Source organism: Nocardia rhamnosiphila NBRC 108938 (genome assembly GCF_000720425.1).
Taxonomy (GTDB): domain Bacteria; phylum Actinomycetota; class Actinomycetes; order Mycobacteriales; family Mycobacteriaceae; genus Nocardia; species Nocardia rhamnosiphila.
On record NZ_JOAJ01000003.1, the window covers coordinates 181493 to 196277 of the forward strand.

The 14785-nt window shown below is 69.5% G+C and carries 15 protein-coding genes; 5 read left to right on the plus strand and 10 right to left on the minus strand.

Going from position 1 to position 14785, the window contains the following annotated elements:
* Positions 1-25 precede the first annotated feature (25 nt).
* The gene (locus tag IG75_RS0112640; protein WP_373863742.1) at positions 26-2104 is read right to left on the minus strand and encodes a glycosyltransferase family 39 protein; all 2079 of its coding nucleotides are present in this window, start codon (positions 2102-2104) and stop codon (positions 26-28) included.
* A 311-nt stretch (positions 2105-2415) separates the two neighbouring features.
* Here IG75_RS0112640 and IG75_RS0112645 point away from each other — a divergent pair, with 311 nt between their 5' ends.
* Both IG75_RS0112645 and IG75_RS0112650 read left to right on the plus strand, forming a co-directional pair.
* Positions 2416-2652: a hypothetical protein gene (locus IG75_RS0112645; RefSeq protein ID WP_030521432.1), complete on the plus strand. Its 237-nt coding sequence runs from the start codon at positions 2416-2418 to the stop codon at positions 2650-2652.
* Between the two features lie 204 nt (positions 2653-2856).
* On the plus strand, positions 2857-3246 hold the full coding sequence (locus IG75_RS0112650; RefSeq protein ID WP_030521433.1) for a hypothetical protein: 390 nt from the start codon (positions 2857-2859) through the stop codon (positions 3244-3246).
* Between the two features lie 65 nt (positions 3247-3311).
* On the opposite strand, the gene IG75_RS0112655 is transcribed toward IG75_RS0112650, so the two are convergent.
* From IG75_RS0112655 to IG75_RS0112665, 3 genes are all read right to left on the minus strand, one after another.
* Positions 3312-4148, minus strand: coding sequence for an SMP-30/gluconolactonase/LRE family protein (locus IG75_RS0112655; protein ID WP_036513689.1), 837 nt, complete (start codon positions 4146-4148; stop codon positions 3312-3314).
* A gap of 96 nt (positions 4149-4244) precedes the next feature.
* A complete protein-coding gene (locus tag IG75_RS0112660; RefSeq protein ID WP_030521435.1) occupies positions 4245-4913 on the minus strand; it encodes an HAD family hydrolase in 669 nt (222 codons plus the stop codon).
* A gap of 5 nt (positions 4914-4918) precedes the next feature.
* Entirely contained in the window at positions 4919-5395 is a 477-nt protein-coding gene (locus IG75_RS0112665; protein WP_030521436.1) for a MarR family winged helix-turn-helix transcriptional regulator, read from the minus strand.
* An 80-nt stretch (positions 5396-5475) separates the two neighbouring features.
* Between IG75_RS0112665 and IG75_RS0112670 the strand changes: the two genes are divergently transcribed.
* Positions 5476-6345, plus strand: a complete 870-nt coding sequence (locus IG75_RS0112670) for an alpha/beta fold hydrolase (protein WP_051714543.1) — start codon at positions 5476-5478, stop codon at positions 6343-6345.
* Between the two features lie 29 nt (positions 6346-6374).
* Here IG75_RS0112670 and IG75_RS39070 read toward each other — a convergent pair whose 3' ends face one another.
* Together IG75_RS39070 and IG75_RS0112680 are read right to left on the minus strand one after the other, a co-directional pair.
* On the minus strand, positions 6375-6998 hold the full coding sequence (locus IG75_RS39070; protein ID WP_156058874.1) for a hypothetical protein: 624 nt from the start codon (positions 6996-6998) through the stop codon (positions 6375-6377).
* Between the two features lie 699 nt (positions 6999-7697).
* Positions 7698-8624: an alpha/beta fold hydrolase gene (locus tag IG75_RS0112680; RefSeq protein ID WP_051714599.1), complete on the minus strand. Its 927-nt coding sequence runs from the start codon at positions 8622-8624 to the stop codon at positions 7698-7700.
* A 96-nt stretch (positions 8625-8720) separates the two neighbouring features.
* Between IG75_RS0112680 and IG75_RS0112685 the strand changes: the two genes are divergently transcribed.
* Entirely contained in the window at positions 8721-9569 is an 849-nt protein-coding gene (locus IG75_RS0112685) for an SDR family NAD(P)-dependent oxidoreductase (protein WP_030521440.1), read from the plus strand.
* A gap of 8 nt (positions 9570-9577) precedes the next feature.
* Here IG75_RS0112685 and secG read toward each other — a convergent pair whose 3' ends face one another.
* The 3 genes from secG to IG75_RS0112700 form a co-directional block, all read right to left on the minus strand.
* Entirely contained in the window at positions 9578-9811 is a 234-nt protein-coding gene (gene secG, locus IG75_RS0112690) for a preprotein translocase subunit SecG (RefSeq protein ID WP_030521441.1), read from the minus strand.
* A gap of 114 nt (positions 9812-9925) precedes the next feature.
* Positions 9926-11533 carry an MFS transporter gene (locus IG75_RS0112695; RefSeq protein ID WP_030521442.1) on the minus strand — a complete coding sequence of 536 codons (1608 nt, stop codon included), beginning with the start codon at positions 11531-11533 and terminating at the stop codon, positions 9926-9928.
* A 148-nt stretch (positions 11534-11681) separates the two neighbouring features.
* The gene (locus tag IG75_RS0112700) at positions 11682-13031 is read right to left on the minus strand and encodes an MFS transporter (RefSeq protein WP_081876911.1); all 1350 of its coding nucleotides are present in this window, start codon (positions 13029-13031) and stop codon (positions 11682-11684) included.
* Positions 13032-13176: 145 nt separating this feature from the next.
* Between IG75_RS0112700 and IG75_RS0112705 the strand changes: the two genes are divergently transcribed.
* The gene (locus tag IG75_RS0112705) at positions 13177-13971 is read left to right on the plus strand and encodes an META domain-containing protein (protein ID WP_030521444.1); all 795 of its coding nucleotides are present in this window, start codon (positions 13177-13179) and stop codon (positions 13969-13971) included.
* A 53-nt stretch (positions 13972-14024) separates the two neighbouring features.
* Here IG75_RS0112705 and IG75_RS0112710 read toward each other — a convergent pair whose 3' ends face one another.
* On the minus strand, positions 14025-14780 hold the full coding sequence (locus tag IG75_RS0112710; protein WP_162183791.1) for a CPBP family intramembrane glutamic endopeptidase: 756 nt from the start codon (positions 14778-14780) through the stop codon (positions 14025-14027).
* Positions 14781-14785: the final 5 nt, after the last annotated feature.

Genomic DNA, 14785 nt, shown 5'->3' on the forward strand with positions numbered 1-14785 from the left:
CGACGCGACTGCCGGCCGGCCGCGGTCAGTCGATCGCTGTGAGGTCGTACACGGTGACCCCGTCGACTTCGGTGGCGGTGTAGTTGTCCTGCACCCACTGGGCGATCTTCGAGGCTTCCGATTGCGACGCCGACCCCGGTCCACCGCCGCGGCCACCCGCGATGAAGTAGTGGATCGCGCCGCCGGCCACGTACTGCTGGAACTGTTCCAGCGTGGGAGACGGATCGCCGCCGCCGAAACCGCCGATCGACATCACCGGCACGTCTCCGGCCAGCTGATAGCCCGCGGCATTCATCGAACTCACGGTGGCCGCGGCCCAGGTGTAGGACCCGGCGTTCTGCTGTAGCAGCGCGGTGACGGCCGCACTGCTCTCGCCGCCGGGTCCGCCGCCCTGTCCCGGGGTGCCCGCACCGGCACCCTGTTGCCCGTCGGGCCGTCCGCCCGCACCGTCGCCCGGGCCCTCGTCTCCTGTTCCGGCGGACGCGGCACCGGAACCACCGGGCATCGCACCGGCGCCGGATCCGTCACCCACTGCGCCGGGCGTGGTGCCCATTCCTCCCGGTACGGCATCCGTGCCACCGAGGGCAGCGTCCGCGCCACCGGGAGCACCGTCCATACCGCCGGGTCCCCGGCCCGGACCACCGGGTCCGCCGAAACCGCCCGAGCCGGTGCTCGGCCCGGCCAGCACGATGGAGCCCGTATGCGGCGTGGCCAGGGTGTCGACGGTGTAGGCGACCGGACCGGCCAGCCCGACGAACAGTGCGGTCAGCGCCGCGACCACCGACACCTTCCGTGCGCGGATCAGCACGGCCACCGCGGCGGGCGCCCCGGCCCCGAGCACCACCCAGCGCAGCCACGGTACGAACTCCGCGGAGCGGCCCAGGAACACCCATGAGGTCATCACGGTCAGTGCCACGGTCCCCGCGAGGACCGACCGCACCCACAGCCGGTCGCGTTCCCGCCACAGCGCGACCCCGCCCGCGCCGGTCACCGCCGCCACCGCCGGTGCGAGTGCCACGGTGTAGTACTGGTGGAACGTCCCGGTCATGAAGCTGAACACCACACCGGTGACCAGTCCCCACCCACCGAACAGCAGCAGGGTCGCCCGCTGCCGATCGGTACGCACCGCGCGGCCGCGCACCACCGTCGCCGCGACCAGCAGGATCAGTGCCGCCGGTAGCAGCCAGCCGATCTGGCCGCCGATCGAGGCGCCGAACAGGCGCGCGATCCCGGCATCGCTGCCGAAGCCGCCGCCCGGACCGCCACCGGCGGAACTGAGCCGGTCGAGCCCGTTGTAGCCCAGGGTCAGTTCGATGATCGAATTGTGCTCCGAGCCGCCGAAGTAGGGCCGCGAATCCGCCGGCCACAACTGGGCGATCAGAATCCACCAGCCCGCCGCGGCCACCATCGCCGCTCCCGCCGCGCACAATTGGGTGATCCGCGTGCCCAGCCGCGGCGGTCCGGCGAACAGGTAGACCACGACCAGCGCGGGCAGCACCAGCATCACCTGCAATTGTTTGGTCAGGAATCCGAATCCGACGAAGGCGCCGCACAGCACCGGCCAGCGCCAGCGTCCGTCCTCGACGGCCCGGGCCATCGCCCAGACCGCCGCGACCATCAGCAGGACCAGCAGCGCGTCGGGGTTGTTGAACCGGAACATCAGCGCGGCAACCGGGGTCACCGCCAGCACCAGGCCGGACACCAGCCCGGCGGTGGCGCCGAACGCGCGCCGCACCGTCGCCCACAGCAACGCCACCGAGGCGACCGCCATCAGCACCTGTGGCGCCAGCATGCTCCCGCTGCCGAAGCCGAATATTCGCGCCGACAATTCCATCGGCCACAGCGCCGCCGGTGTCTTGTCGACGGTGATGGCATTGGACCAGTCGGAAGAGCCGAAGAAGAACGCCTCCCAGGATTTCGTGCCCGACTGCACGGCGGCCGCGTAGAAGGAGTTGGCGAACCCGTTCGCGGTGAGATTCCAGAAATAGGCCGCCGCCGTACCCAGCAGCAGCGCCGCGAGGCCGATCTTCTCCCAGAGCGTGTCCCGCCGGGCGGGTGCCGCCGCCGGGACGGGGGCCGGACGGCGCGTCATCAAGGTGGTCACGGCGCCACCTCCCGCACGGGACCGCCGACGGCGGCGGAACTGCTCGAATTCTCGGTCATGTGTTCCACGGTCGCCCTCGATGCTCCTTCCCCCCTGGGGGCAGGCCGGGAAGAACCTGGGAGTCCGGCGGGCGGCCGGATCACCGCGGGTTTCCGAGGCGGGAGCGGGGGGCTTCCCGGTTGCCAGGGAATTCGCAGGCCGTTGGCAGCGAGCCTCGAGGCCGGTTGCCCAGGATGGCCGTTGTCGGACCGGGGAACGCCCGGACCGGTGGCCTGAGGGTCAGGCCGCACGCAGAGGAGGAATATCTCGCAATGGCGAAGGTGATGAAGTCGAAGCTCGCGAAGGCGGCCGTGGTCGGCGGGGTCGGACTGGGGATGATCGGTCTGGGCGCGGGCGCGGCCAGCGCACAGCCGGGCCCGGACCAGCACGGGAACCAGCCGCAGCAGAACCAGCCGCACTGGGACCAGCACCAGAACAACCCCGGGCCGAACCATCCGAACGGCCACGGCTTCTGGATCTTCGACCGGTGGGTGCCGCTGCCCTGGTGACCCGGGAGAGATCGCACCCGCGACCGGACCGGTCGTGACGCCCGGCCCCGCGGCGCAGTTCTGTCACCACGGAACCCACCGCGGGGCCGCGTTCGTATGGGTGGGGGCACACCGGCAACCGGGCGGCCGCCAACCCCACCGCGGCCCGTTCTGGGCGGATTCCGCTGTGCCCGAACGCCTTTTCGGGCACCATCTGATCGTGTGATGATCAGACGAGTTCATGGAGCTGCCCTGCTGGCCCTCGCCGCCGCGACGTTCGCACCCCTCACCACCGCACCCGCGGTCGCGGACGCACCGTTCACCGCACCCCAGGTCACCTTCGCGGGTACCACACCGGGAACGGTGACCGCGACCCTGCACAACCCGAACGACCGGGGTCAGTGCTGGGCGGAGGCGGGAGTCGGCCCGGAGAACAACCACGTCTTCTTCGGGGAGGCGAAACCGGAATCGCTGGCCGGCCCGGGCCAGACCGTCGAGACCTCGCTGACGGGTCTCGAATCGGGGACCACGATCAACGCCCGCGGCGGCTGCGCGGACACGGGCCCCGCCGGCGGGTACGAGCTGGGCGAATTCGTCACGGTCACCGTCCCCTAGCCGGATCCGGCCCCGCGAGCATCGAGACATTCATCCTGTTGCGCGGAGCGGTAGTGCGCTCTGCTTCAGGGCCGGCCCGCCCCCGGCGCGGGCGCGGGGAAGGCCACCACCCGGCCGCTGGGTCCGGGTGTCTCCGCGCCGTACTCCTGACCGACCACGAACAGCCGGGGGCGGTCGGGGTCACGGTCGAGCACACAGGCGAAAGCACCGCGGTCGAATTCCACGGTGTCCAGGACCGCGCCGCCTTCGGCCACCCGGACGCAGTGCCGGTTACCCACATCCGCGTACCAGGCCGCGCCTTCGGTATCGAGGCAGATACCGTCGGGATGGTCGCCGGGCGTGGCTGCCCAGACCCGGCGGCCCGCGAGATCACCCGAAGGTGTGATGTCGTAGGCAGTGAGTCGCTCGGCATAGGATTCGGCGACGATCAGGGTGGCCCCGTCCGCGGTGATCGCCATACCGTTCGGGAACGCGAGATCGTCCGCGACCCGGCGCACCGTACCGGCCGGAGTCACCAGCACGACGAACCCCGGCGCGAACTCCCCGCCGGGGAAATCGAATCCGATGCTGTTGACGTAAGCGTTGCCCCGGGCGTCGACGACGATATCGTTCCACGGTGTATCCGTTTCACCGGCGAGATCGGCGTGCGTCACCAGGCTGCCGCCGGGTTCGCGGCGCAGCAGGCGCCGCCGGCCCGAATCGACGATGAGCAGCCGCCCGTCGGGCAGGAAGTCGATACACATCGGGAACGAGGGCACAGCGGCGATCACCTCACCATGTCCGGGGCCGTCCACCGCGATCACCTGATTCGCGCCCCAGTCGGAGAACCACAGCCGGCCCTCGTGCCAGCGCGGCGATTCACCGAACACGATTCCCTCGAGCACTACCTCTGGTGCCTCCACGTGATATTCCCTTCGTTCGCCGGTGGTGATACAGACCTGGCGACTGCCCGGAATTCATCGCTGGGCGCGGCAGTGGTGCGCGGTGGCGGGCTGCGATCAGCCGATGCCGTACGCGGCGAGGGCATCGAGCAGGGCGCGCGGCCGCTGATCGGTCGGTAACGGATCGACGAGTTCGACCAGGCAGCCGATCTCGGCGGCGGCGCCATCGGCCTCGGCGCTGTCCCCGATCATCAACGTCTCGCCCGGCGGTACACCGATGCGTTCGCAGGCCAGCGCGAACAGCCGCGGATCGGGTTTTACGGCACCTTCGCGATACGAGAGCACGAATTCGCGTACGTAGTCGGCCGTTCCGGCGTGTTCGAATGCCGACCGGATATCCCAGGCGATATTGCTCAGGACCGCGACCGGCAACTCGAAACCCGCCACCGCCTTCAAGGCGGCCGCCGCATCCGGGTACGGGGCCCACGCGCCGGCCGATATCAGCTGGTCGTAGAGATAGCCCGGGTTTCCGACCCCGGACCCCTCCAGCACGGCCGTATACAGTTCGCGGTGCAGCGACGGGTCGAGATCCCGGCGGTGCCAATCGTCACGCAGACGGTCGGGCAGCCCCTCGGGTCGCCCGGTCGGAGCGGTCATCCGGCGCATGATCTCGGCCTGGCGTGCACCGGCGAGCGGCGCCCCGCGATGATCGATCAATCCGTCGAGTATCGGTTCGAACCGGAAAAGTGTGCCGGAGAAATCGAAGAGCACGCCGCGGATGGTCATGCGAGTCAGGTTACGGATGACCGCGGGCGCCCGGGCCGCAGCCGCGACAGGGTTCCCGGGGTCAGCCGCTGCGCGAGTGTTTCCAAAGCGGTGACCACCCCGGCGACCTCCTCGGGATCGTCGGTACCGAGCGCCGCCGCGAGCGCGGTATCGACCGTGGTCGCCCGGACCGTATCGACCCGATCGGAGGCATCGGGCGCTTGACGGATCAGGACGCGACGCCGGTCGGCCGGATCGGGTTCGCTCACGATCGCGCCCGCCTCCCGTAGGCGCGCGACGCATCCGGAGACCTGGCTCTGCGGCAGACCCGTGCGCGCGGCGATCTCCCCCACCGTGCTGCCGGGGTGCTCGACGATATCGCTGGCCACGATCAGCACCGATCGCACACTCGTCGAGTACCGCGGCAGCCCCTCGGTCGGCATCGCCTCCTCGCCGATCTTCATCAGCGTGCGCCCGAGCAGGAAGAGTTCGACTCCGTTCACCAAGGGCACGCTACCCGAGACGCATCGTTCCAAATACATCTTTCTTGATGTATCTAAAAAGATGGATTACGGTGCTCGGTATGACCCGCTTCAGAACCGGCCGCCTCCCCGTCCCCGGCGCGACCCTGTACTACGAGATCCGCGGCAGCGGCCCACTGCTCTTGCTGCTCCAGGGCGGCGACGGCAACACCGCCCGCGGCGCCGACCTGGCCGGACGACTCGCCACCGACTACACCGTGGTCGTCCCCGACCGCCGCGGCCTGTCCGGCAGCGTGCTCGACGACCCGGACGCACCTGTGACGGTGGCCACCCACGCCGATGACACCCACCGCCTCCTGGCAGCCCTCACCGACGAGCCGGCCCGAATATTCGGCTCCAGCTACGGCGCGCTCATCGCGCTCACCCTGGCCGCCGACCACCCGGAACAGGTCTGCACCCTCATCGCCCACGACCCCGCCACGATCGGCCTGCTGCCGACCGCGGCCCGCGACCGTGCCGAACACGACCTCGCCGCCCTCGACGAGGTCTACCGTCGCGACGGCGCACTGCCCGCGCTCCGGAAACTCGCCGAACTGGTCCACGCCGATCGCTCCGATCGGGAGCCCGGCGTCACGCCACCGGCACCGCGTGGCTCCGGAGACCTGGACGACCTGGACTTCTTCCTGTCCCGGGACCTGCCGGAGATCCGCTCGTCGACGCTGGACGCCGCACATATCGCCGCACTAGCCAGGACCCCGGTCCACATCGTGCCCGCCGCCGGTCACGGCTCCCGGGAGATCTGGAACTACGACTGCGCCCGCGCCCTGGCCGCCCTACTGGACAGCACGGTCACCGAATTCCCGGGCGGCCACAGCCTCTCCACCCACCCGACCGCCTTCGCCGCACGGCTGCGCGAGGTGCTGGGCAGCCGGCGGCACCCAACCACCACATCGGCCTCGGACCACGGCTGAAGGGCCTACCGCCCGTCGAGGCCACGGGATCAGTCGGCGATCGGACGCCCGGCCGCGCGCTCGGCCCCTCTCTCGATCACGGCTTTCGCGAAGTCCGCGACCGGGACGACAGTACTGCCGTCGTCGGTCAAATCCATACGTTTCAGTCCATCCCGGAAGTCCTGGTCCCAGAACGGGTAGACGCTCAGCTCGACTTGCTCGTCGCCCGAGCGCAGCTGCACAAAGGAGGGCTCGAGGTCGGTCGAGCCCGCGTGAAGTCGCGCGTGGTTGATCCGCGCCGCATGCCGTAGACCAGCGTCCATATTGTCCTTGGCCACATCGAGCGGAGAGCCATGAGGGGACAGCGGCCCCAGCGCATCTTCCAACCTCGGCAAGAATTTGGAACGTACAGCGATGGCGAGGTCGTCGCCCGCGTTCAATCTCAGGTGGCGCGCCGATTGCAGTGCGTCACCGAGCCACCCCGGGAGCGGAGGCGTCTCGCGAACTGTGAACGAAATCTCCCTGGTCCACCCGTCCGGGTCGTCCACCAGCGACCGGTGGTCGAGTCGGCCGAATACCGAATCATCGAGCACCTCGGCAGGCGGGGCGCCGTCACCCCGGTCGAGAATCCGGACCCGCAACGTCCGGTCGGGACGCTCGCCCGCGGTTTCCAACACGACGTGCGGGTCCGCACCGGTGGAGCGAGCCGAATACGCAGTCGTATCACTCAGGGTCAACCCGATATCGTCTCGCCGGCCGGCGGGCCAATCCGGTAGCTGCCGATCGAGCCAATCCCACGCTCGGGCAGTTCCTTGCGCATCGGCGCGCGGGAGGGTCACTTCGGGAGCACCGTCCGAGAGGCCGCGAGTCGCAGCAGCAACGAGTTGCCGGCCTTGCTCACCGGCGTGTTCGCCGGCCGATGCGCCCGCACCGGCCTGCTCGGCGTGCCGGTGGGTCCAATTGGACTCCCCGCTCGAACGCCGGGTCAGTAGCTCCGCCAAGTCGTCCCGGAGCCGCCGGAACACCTCGTCTCCTGCCCACCTCACCGGTTCACACCCGAGGCCGGCGCCGCGGTATCGGGCCCACCACGGAGACGGAAACGAAAGCCGCGAGCGACGGAGAGACACCGCACCGAAGCGCCGTCGCGCAGGAACCGACCGGCGTACAGCCCTTGCAAAATTCCACAATTTCACAATAAGGCCCGCTGAACAGCGCCTGCCACAGCCAGGTTCTGTGAGTTGTTACGTATTCGCTCCGCTACTTTCCCGAGGGCGCAGGAATGTCCACCGCCGGGCCTGACACACGTGAGGACCGACCTACCAGGCGAGCAGGCCCGGCGCCGCCATCAGCGGATCGAGTGGACGCTCCGCCGGTTACTTTCCGGTCAGTTCCCCGAGCGCGCCCAACAGGAATTCGTTCACAGCGTCCGTCGCCTCCAATTGCACCAGATGACCGGCGCCCGGCACCGATTGCACGGCGCGCAGATCCGGAAGCAGCGCGCGCATCGTGGCCAGCGGGTCGCGGCCGCTGAACCCTTCCATATCGGGGTCGTTCTCGCCGTAGACGAAGTACACCGGGACCGTGGGCACCGCCTCCGCATACTCGGCCGTCAGTTCCCAGTTGCGATCGATGGCCCGGTACCAGTTCAGGCCACCGGTGAACCCGGTGCGCTCGAAATCACCGGCCAGGATGTCGAATTCGTCTTTCGAAAGCCACGACCAGGGCAGTTCCGGCGCTGCGGGCAGCGCATCGATATAGCGGGTTCCCGGCGGGTTCTTCCACACGTCGAGATAGTGGAAATCTCCGCTCAGCGCGAAGTAGACCCGGGAAAGGAATTCGCGTGGCCGTTCGGCCAGATGCCCGTCGGCCACGCCGGGTTCCTGGAAATACTGCAGGTGCAGGAAATGCCGCTCGGCCATCTTCCCCCAGTAGTACCCGGGCGGTTTCGGGGCGCGCGGGCCGAAGGGGTTGTTCAGGATCACCAGTCCGCGCACCCGCTCCGGCGCGCGTAGCGCGAGTTCCCACAGCAGGGCCGCGCCGAAATCGACGCCCACGAAAATCGCCTGGTCGGCGTCGATATCGTCGAGCAACGCGAGCAGGTCACCGACCACGGCCTCGTTGGTGTAGTCGTCGATCGACTCGGGCGCGCCGGTCCGGCCCGCGCCGCGCAGATCGGGGGCCAGGGCCCGGTATCCGGCGGCGGCGGCCGCCGCGAGCTGGCGGTGCCAGATGTACCAGGTGTGCGGAAACCCGTGGCAGAAGATCACCGGGTGGCCCCGGCCCTGTTCGGCGATATGCATCCGCACGCCGCCGGTGTCGACGAACCGGTGTGTCGGCTCCACCGCACCTCCCGAATACTAGAACGCGTTACAGTTTCACGGTAACGTCCCGGGACTGTGAGCGGAACACCACACCCCCTGCAGAATCGGATCGCGGTGGTCACCGGCGCCAGCCGTGGGATCGGCAAAGGTATCGCCCTCGAACTGGGCGCCGCCGGCGCGACCGTCTACGTGACCGGACGATCGGACCGGCCGGGCAAACTCCCGGGCACCGTGGGCGAAACGGCCGCGCGGATCGACGAACTCGGCGGCACCGGCGTGCCGGTGGTCTGCGATCACCGCGACGACGAGGCGACCGCCGCGCTCTTCGAGCGGATCGCGAACGAACACGACCGGCTCGATATCCTGGTGAACAACGTCTACAACTCCCCCGCCGCCGCCCGCTGGCTCGGCCGCAAATTCTGGGAGGTGCCGCCCGCGGCGTGGGACGAAACCTTCGAGGTGGGCGTTCGATCGCATTACGCGGCCGCCGTCTACGCCGCGCCGCTGCTGCTGAAGGGCGCCGGCTTGATCGTCAATGTCTCCTCGCCGGGCTCCCGGCGGTATATGCACAACGCGGTGTACGGAGTCGCCAAGACCGCACTCGACCGGATGACCGCCGATTTCGCACGCGATCTCGCCGGCACCGAGGTGACCGCCGTCTCGATCTGGCCGGGCATCGTCGATACCGAACTACTGCAGATGGTGCCCGCCGACGCGGACGGCAACCGGGTGGTGGCACTTCCCGGAGAGGGCAGTTTCGACCTGAATCAGGCGGAGACCCCGCGGTTCGCGGGCCGCGCGGTGGTGGCCCTCGCCACCGACCCCGACCGCGGGAAACGATCCGGGCAGGCATGGAAGGTCGCCGATCTGGCCGGCGACTACGGGTTCACCGATGTGGACGGGAGAGTCCCCCGCCACGACTGACCGGCAGGTCAGGCGAATTTGATCTCCAGCCCGATCCCCAGGATCGCGATGAACCAGACCATGCCGGTGAAGATGGTGATGCGGTTGAGGTTCTTCTCGGCGACGGTCGACCCGGACAGGCTCGACTGCATCCCACCACCGAACAGGCTGGACAGACCTCCGCCCTTGGCCCGGTGCAGCAGCACCAGCAGCACCAGCAGCAGGCTGGTGACGATCAGGAGGATATCCAGGAACATCCGCATGCCGGACAGTCTAGAGGGTGCGACGGAATGAATCCCATTCGCCGTCCGAGCACGGCCGGAGCGGACGCGGAGGTACGCACGACGCGCACGGCCGGAGCGGACGCGGAGGTACGCCTATGGCCGCGGTTCCACCGATACCAGGTGGGTGAGCGTCTCATCGTGCGCGAACTCCGACACCGCCCGCTCGCGCAGCAGGTCCTGGGCCGTCAACCGCACCTTGTGCTGCTGCATGTGTTCGGACCAGGATCGCACCACGAACGCCTCCACATAGCGGTCCGTACTGCCCACATCGCGGTACACCCGCCATTCCATCGCGCCGGTGCGCTGCCGCGAGCGTCCCACGAAGCTCATGGCCGCCAGGAATTCCGGCACCTTGTCCGCCGGGACGTCGTAGTCCTTGAGCACCAGTACCGGGCCGTCGTCGGGGTCCGGTTCCACCACCAGTTGGGGTTCCGGCCAGTACGCGTGCGGCGTGAGATCGAACCCGGGCGCGAACTGCCGCAGCGGCAGCCAGATCGTGCTGACCGCGCACACGCCGAGCAGCACCCCCGCCGCCAGCAGCGCGGTGACCGCACCGTAGGCCCCGGCGGCCAGGCCCCACACCACCGAGCCGATGGCCTGTCCGGCCATGAACACCAGCAGATACACCGACAGTCCCCGGGCCCGGACCCAGCCGGGCAGCAACAACTGCATGGTCGCGTTCATGGTGGCCAGGGTCAGCAGCCAGGACGCGCCCGCGAAGACGAGCAGAAGCAGCACCAGCGCCTCCACGCGCAGCAGCGCGGTACCGCAGCAGGCGATCCCGAACACCACCGCGGCGACCGCGACCTGCTGGGTCGGGGACAGCAGGGCCCGCACCCGGGCCAGGCCCAGCGCACCGAGGACCGCGCCCACGCCGAGCGCGCCCAGCATGAGGCCGTACCCGGAGGAACCGAGACCGAGCTGGTTGCGCGCGATCACCGGTAGCAGCGCCCACAGCGCGCTGGCGGGCGCGACGAACAGGGCGGTGCGCAGCAGCACGCGCCGGATCGCGGGCGCGGATTTGATGAAGCGGGTCCCCGCCTGCAAAGCCGCCAGCGGCCGTTCACTGGGCAGGTCCTTGGCCACTCGCGGCCGCCGCCAGAACAGCAGCGCCGCGACGATCGCGGCGAACGATACGGCGTTGAGCGCGAATACCAGTGCGGGACCCGACAGGGCGACCAGTACACCGGCGATGGCCGGGCCCACCGCCCGGCCGATGTTCATGTTCATACTGCCGAGCGCGGCGGCCGAGGGAATCTGATCCCGGGGCACCAGTTCGGGCTGGATCGCCTGCCAGGCGGGCCCCACCACCGCTTGGCCGCAGCCGAGCAGGAACAGCAGCGTGAGCAGTACCGAGGGGGTGGTGTGCCCGGCAGCGGTGGATACCGCCAGCGTGATCGCCAGTACCGCCATGGTGGTTTGCGCGCCGAGCAGCAGACGGCGGCGGTCCAGCAGGTCGGCCAGCACCCCGGACGGGATGGCCAGGATCATCACCGGCAGTGTCGTCGCGGTCTGCACGAAGGAGACCAGCGCGGCGGCATTGGGTTCGTCGACCAGCACCCACTGCGCCCCGACCATCTGCATCCAGGTGCCCAGGTTGGATACCAGCTGCGCGATCCACAGCGCCCGATAGACCCGCGACCGCAATGGCGCCCAAGTGGAAACTGGTTTCGCTGCGGCTGTAGTCACTCGGGACAGCATAGCGTCGCGCTCTGACCGGCCCGCCGGGCGAAGGGACCCCCGGCCGGTTCCCGGCGGGGCCCGGCTCCGGCCCGCATCGACCGGGTGCCGGAGCCCGCCGACTCGGGCATCGGCTCCGCGCGCGACCGTGATCCGGCGCGGCGCGGGCTCACGCGGTGAGCCGGTCGTCCTCGCTGATGAACCAGGTCGCGATCACGCTCACCACCGCGGTCGCCACCAGGTAACCGCAGGCCAGCCATGGTGTCGAACCGCCCACCGCGATCAGCGCCGTGACGATCATCGGGGTCAGGCCCGATGCGTAGATTCCGGAGAACTGGTAGACGAAGGACAGTCCGGTGTACCGCACCTCGGCCGGATACAGTCCCGCGTACAAGGTGCCCTGCGCTCCGTAGAAGAGCGCGTGCGCCACGCCGAACACCGCGATGATCGCGACGGTGAAGACGACGATGTTCCCGGTCTCGAAGAGCGCGAACACCGGGTACACCAGCACGCCGTAGGCCGCGATGCCGGCGATGTAGACCCGGCGCGGCCCGAAGCGGTCGGCGAGCAGACCGGACACCGGGATGAGCGCCGCCATCGCCACCGCGGCGACGGTGACCGCCACCAGCACCGGCACCTGCTCGAAACCGAGATGCCCGGTCGCGAACGTGATCGCGAAAACACCCCAGGTGTTGAACGCCGCGCCCTCACCCCAGCGCGACAGCAATCCGAGCATTGTGTTGCGCCGCGAGCGGGCATTGCGGAACAGTTCCACCACGGGCACTTTCGAGATCCGGTTGAGCCGGTCGACCTCCCGGAAGGCGGGTGTCTCGTCGATCTTCAGACGCACCACCAGGCCGATCAGTACCAGCACCAGGCCGGCGCCGAACGCGATCCGCCAGCCGTAGTCGAGGAACGCCGCTTCGCTCAGCGTCGTCCGCAGCACCGCGAACACACCCGTTCCCAGGGCGAGCCCGAGTGCCAGCCCGACCTGCGGATAGCTGCCGAACAGGCCGACCTTGCGGCGCGGGCTGTGCTCGACGGCGAGCAGCACCGCGCCGGCCCATTCACCGCCCAGCGCGAAACCCTGCAGCATCCGCAGCAGCAGGAGCAGGATCGGGGCCGCGACACCGATCGCGGCGGCGGTGGGCAGTACACCCATCAGCGCGGTGGACCCGCCCATGATCGCCATGGTCAGGGCCAGTGTCTTCTTCCGGCCGATCCGATCACCGATATGGCCGAAGACGAGTCCGCCGATCGGCCGCATCACGAAGCCGACGGCGAAGGTCGCGAACGACAGCATGGTTCCGACGAATGCGCTGTTGTTCGGGAAGAAGAGTTTGTCGAAGACGAGACCCGCCGCGGTGGCGTAGAGGAAGAAGTCGTACCACTCGACGGTGGTGCCGATCAGACTCGCCACCACGGCTTTTCTGGTGTCGGCCGCCCCGAGCCCGTCGGCGGGCGCCGTGGTGCGATCGTCCGGATGGGTTGCGGTCGGCCCGGTTTCCAGTAGTGACATCATGTTCCCTTCGCTCCCGCGTCGATCGCCGAGCGAGAATATGAGGACAACGGCGCAGGTAGGAAGCGTTGGAATCAGCAAGATTCGAGCAACGGGCGGGTTTCGGCGCACCGAACCCGGTCGCGCGCCGGGTAGCATCGCCGTCATGCCGGGACCAGTGCTCCGAATCGGTGCGGCCGTGTCGTTGCTTCTGCTCGCCGCGACAGCATGCTCGGACAACGAGCCGGCGCCGACCGCACCCGAACCCACTCCCATGGGCCACACCTATATATCCACCGAGGTCACCGGCGCACCCATCCCCGGCGGCGGCCCGCTCACCCTCACCTTCGCCGACGACCGGATCTCGGCGGCGGCCGGATGCAACACCCACAGCGGCGCGGTGGATCTCCGCGACCACGTCCTGCACGTCTCCGAGCTCGCGAGCACGCTGGTCGGCTGTCCGGGCGACCGGGCCGGCTCCGACGCCTGGGTCGGCGACCTGCTGCGCGCGGACCCCACCTGGCAGCTCGATCAGGATCGGCTGACCCTGACCGGGAAGGACACCACCGTCGTCCTCACCGACAAGAAGGTGCTGCAACCGGACCGCCCGATCCGCGGCACCGAATGGGTGGTGACCAGCCTGCTCACCCCGGAAGCGCAGACCAGCTCACAGACCGTCGATCAGATCCGGCCGGCACTCAACGTCGCCGCCGACGATTCGCTCACCGGGTTCGCCGGCTGCAACCGGATGACCGGCCGGGCGGTGGTGACCGGAACACCGGCCGGAGCCGATATCACGTTCACCGCGGCCACCACCCGGATGATGTGCGGTCCGGAGATCATGGAAGTCGAACGGGCAGTGCTGGCCGCGCTGGACGGTACGGCACAGGCCACCGTGGACGCCGAGACCCTCACCCTGCGCAACCCCAACGGCCACGGACTGATCCTGCGCGCCGGATAATTCCTCCGGCCGTCTCCCCGGCCGGGCGACCGTCTCCGCGGCGCCCGCGGTCGCTACCGCGCCCGCGCACCGCCGGGCCGGGCCGAAAGGGGTTTCCGCGCAACGGCTCCCGCCACCGCCGGCACCACGACCACGGTGACCGCGCCGGTCACGGTGTAGAGCACCTGCGGGTACTCCAGGGTGCGGTCACCCGACACCACGTACAACCCGATATTCACCAGCCAGTGCCCGAGGGTGGCGACGAGTATCCGCTGGGCAGGGCTACCCGCACCGACACAGCCGAACAGCACCGCGAGACACAGCGTGGACAGCAGGAACGACAGGGCGATCACCGGCCCCGCCGCGAAGGCGTGCACATGCCACAGCGCCCACACCAGTCCGGTCACCAGTACTGCCGGTAGGCGGCCCACTGCCGGTTCGAGCACGGGCTGCGCGAGACCGCGCCAGCCGATTTCCTCCCCGCACGCGCCGATCAGTTGCAGCAGCAGAAGCAGCGCGAACGAGACGCCACCGACGGAGACGAAGCCGGCCGGATCCGCGCCGGCGGCCCACGCCGCACCGGCGACCACCGCCGTGCAGAGCAGGCACAGGCCGACCATCACCGCCAGGCGTGCGGCCGTCGCGGACCACGGGATCGCGGTGGGGAGCAGACCGGTCAGCCGCCGGCGCCACACCGCCCACGTCAGCACAGCCGCCAGTCCGGGGCCGAACTGTACCAACGACAGCGCGGCGGGGTCGATACCCGATATCGGCTGCACCGTCAGCAGGGCTCCCGACACAAGGAAGGTGAGCACCGCGAACGCGGTCACCACGA

Excerpts from the sequence above, each read along its gene's own strand:
- IG75_RS0112650 (WP_030521433.1), top strand. The coding sequence starts at position 2,857 with ATGATCAGACGAGTTCATGGAGCTGCCCTGCTGGCCCTCGCCGCCGCG.
- IG75_RS0112680 (WP_051714599.1), bottom strand. The coding sequence starts at position 8,624 with ATGCATATCGCCGAACAGGGCCGGGGCCACCCGGTGATCTTCTGCCAC.
- secG (WP_030521441.1), bottom strand. The coding sequence starts at position 9,811 with ATGCGGATGTTCCTGGATATCCTCCTGATCGTCACCAGCCTGCTGCTG.
- IG75_RS0112705 (WP_030521444.1), top strand. The coding sequence starts at position 13,177 with ATGCCGGGACCAGTGCTCCGAATCGGTGCGGCCGTGTCGTTGCTTCTG.
- IG75_RS0112700 (WP_081876911.1), bottom strand. The coding sequence starts at position 13,031 with ATGTCACTACTGGAAACCGGGCCGACCGCAACCCATCCGGACGATCGC.
- IG75_RS0112645 (WP_030521432.1), top strand. The coding sequence starts at position 2,416 with ATGGCGAAGGTGATGAAGTCGAAGCTCGCGAAGGCGGCCGTGGTCGGC.
- IG75_RS0112670 (WP_051714543.1), top strand. The coding sequence starts at position 5,476 with ATGACCCGCTTCAGAACCGGCCGCCTCCCCGTCCCCGGCGCGACCCTG.
- IG75_RS0112660 (WP_030521435.1), bottom strand. The coding sequence starts at position 4,913 with ATGACCATCCGCGGCGTGCTCTTCGATTTCTCCGGCACACTTTTCCGG.
- IG75_RS0112695 (WP_030521442.1), bottom strand. The coding sequence starts at position 11,533 with ATGCTGTCCCGAGTGACTACAGCCGCAGCGAAACCAGTTTCCACTTGG.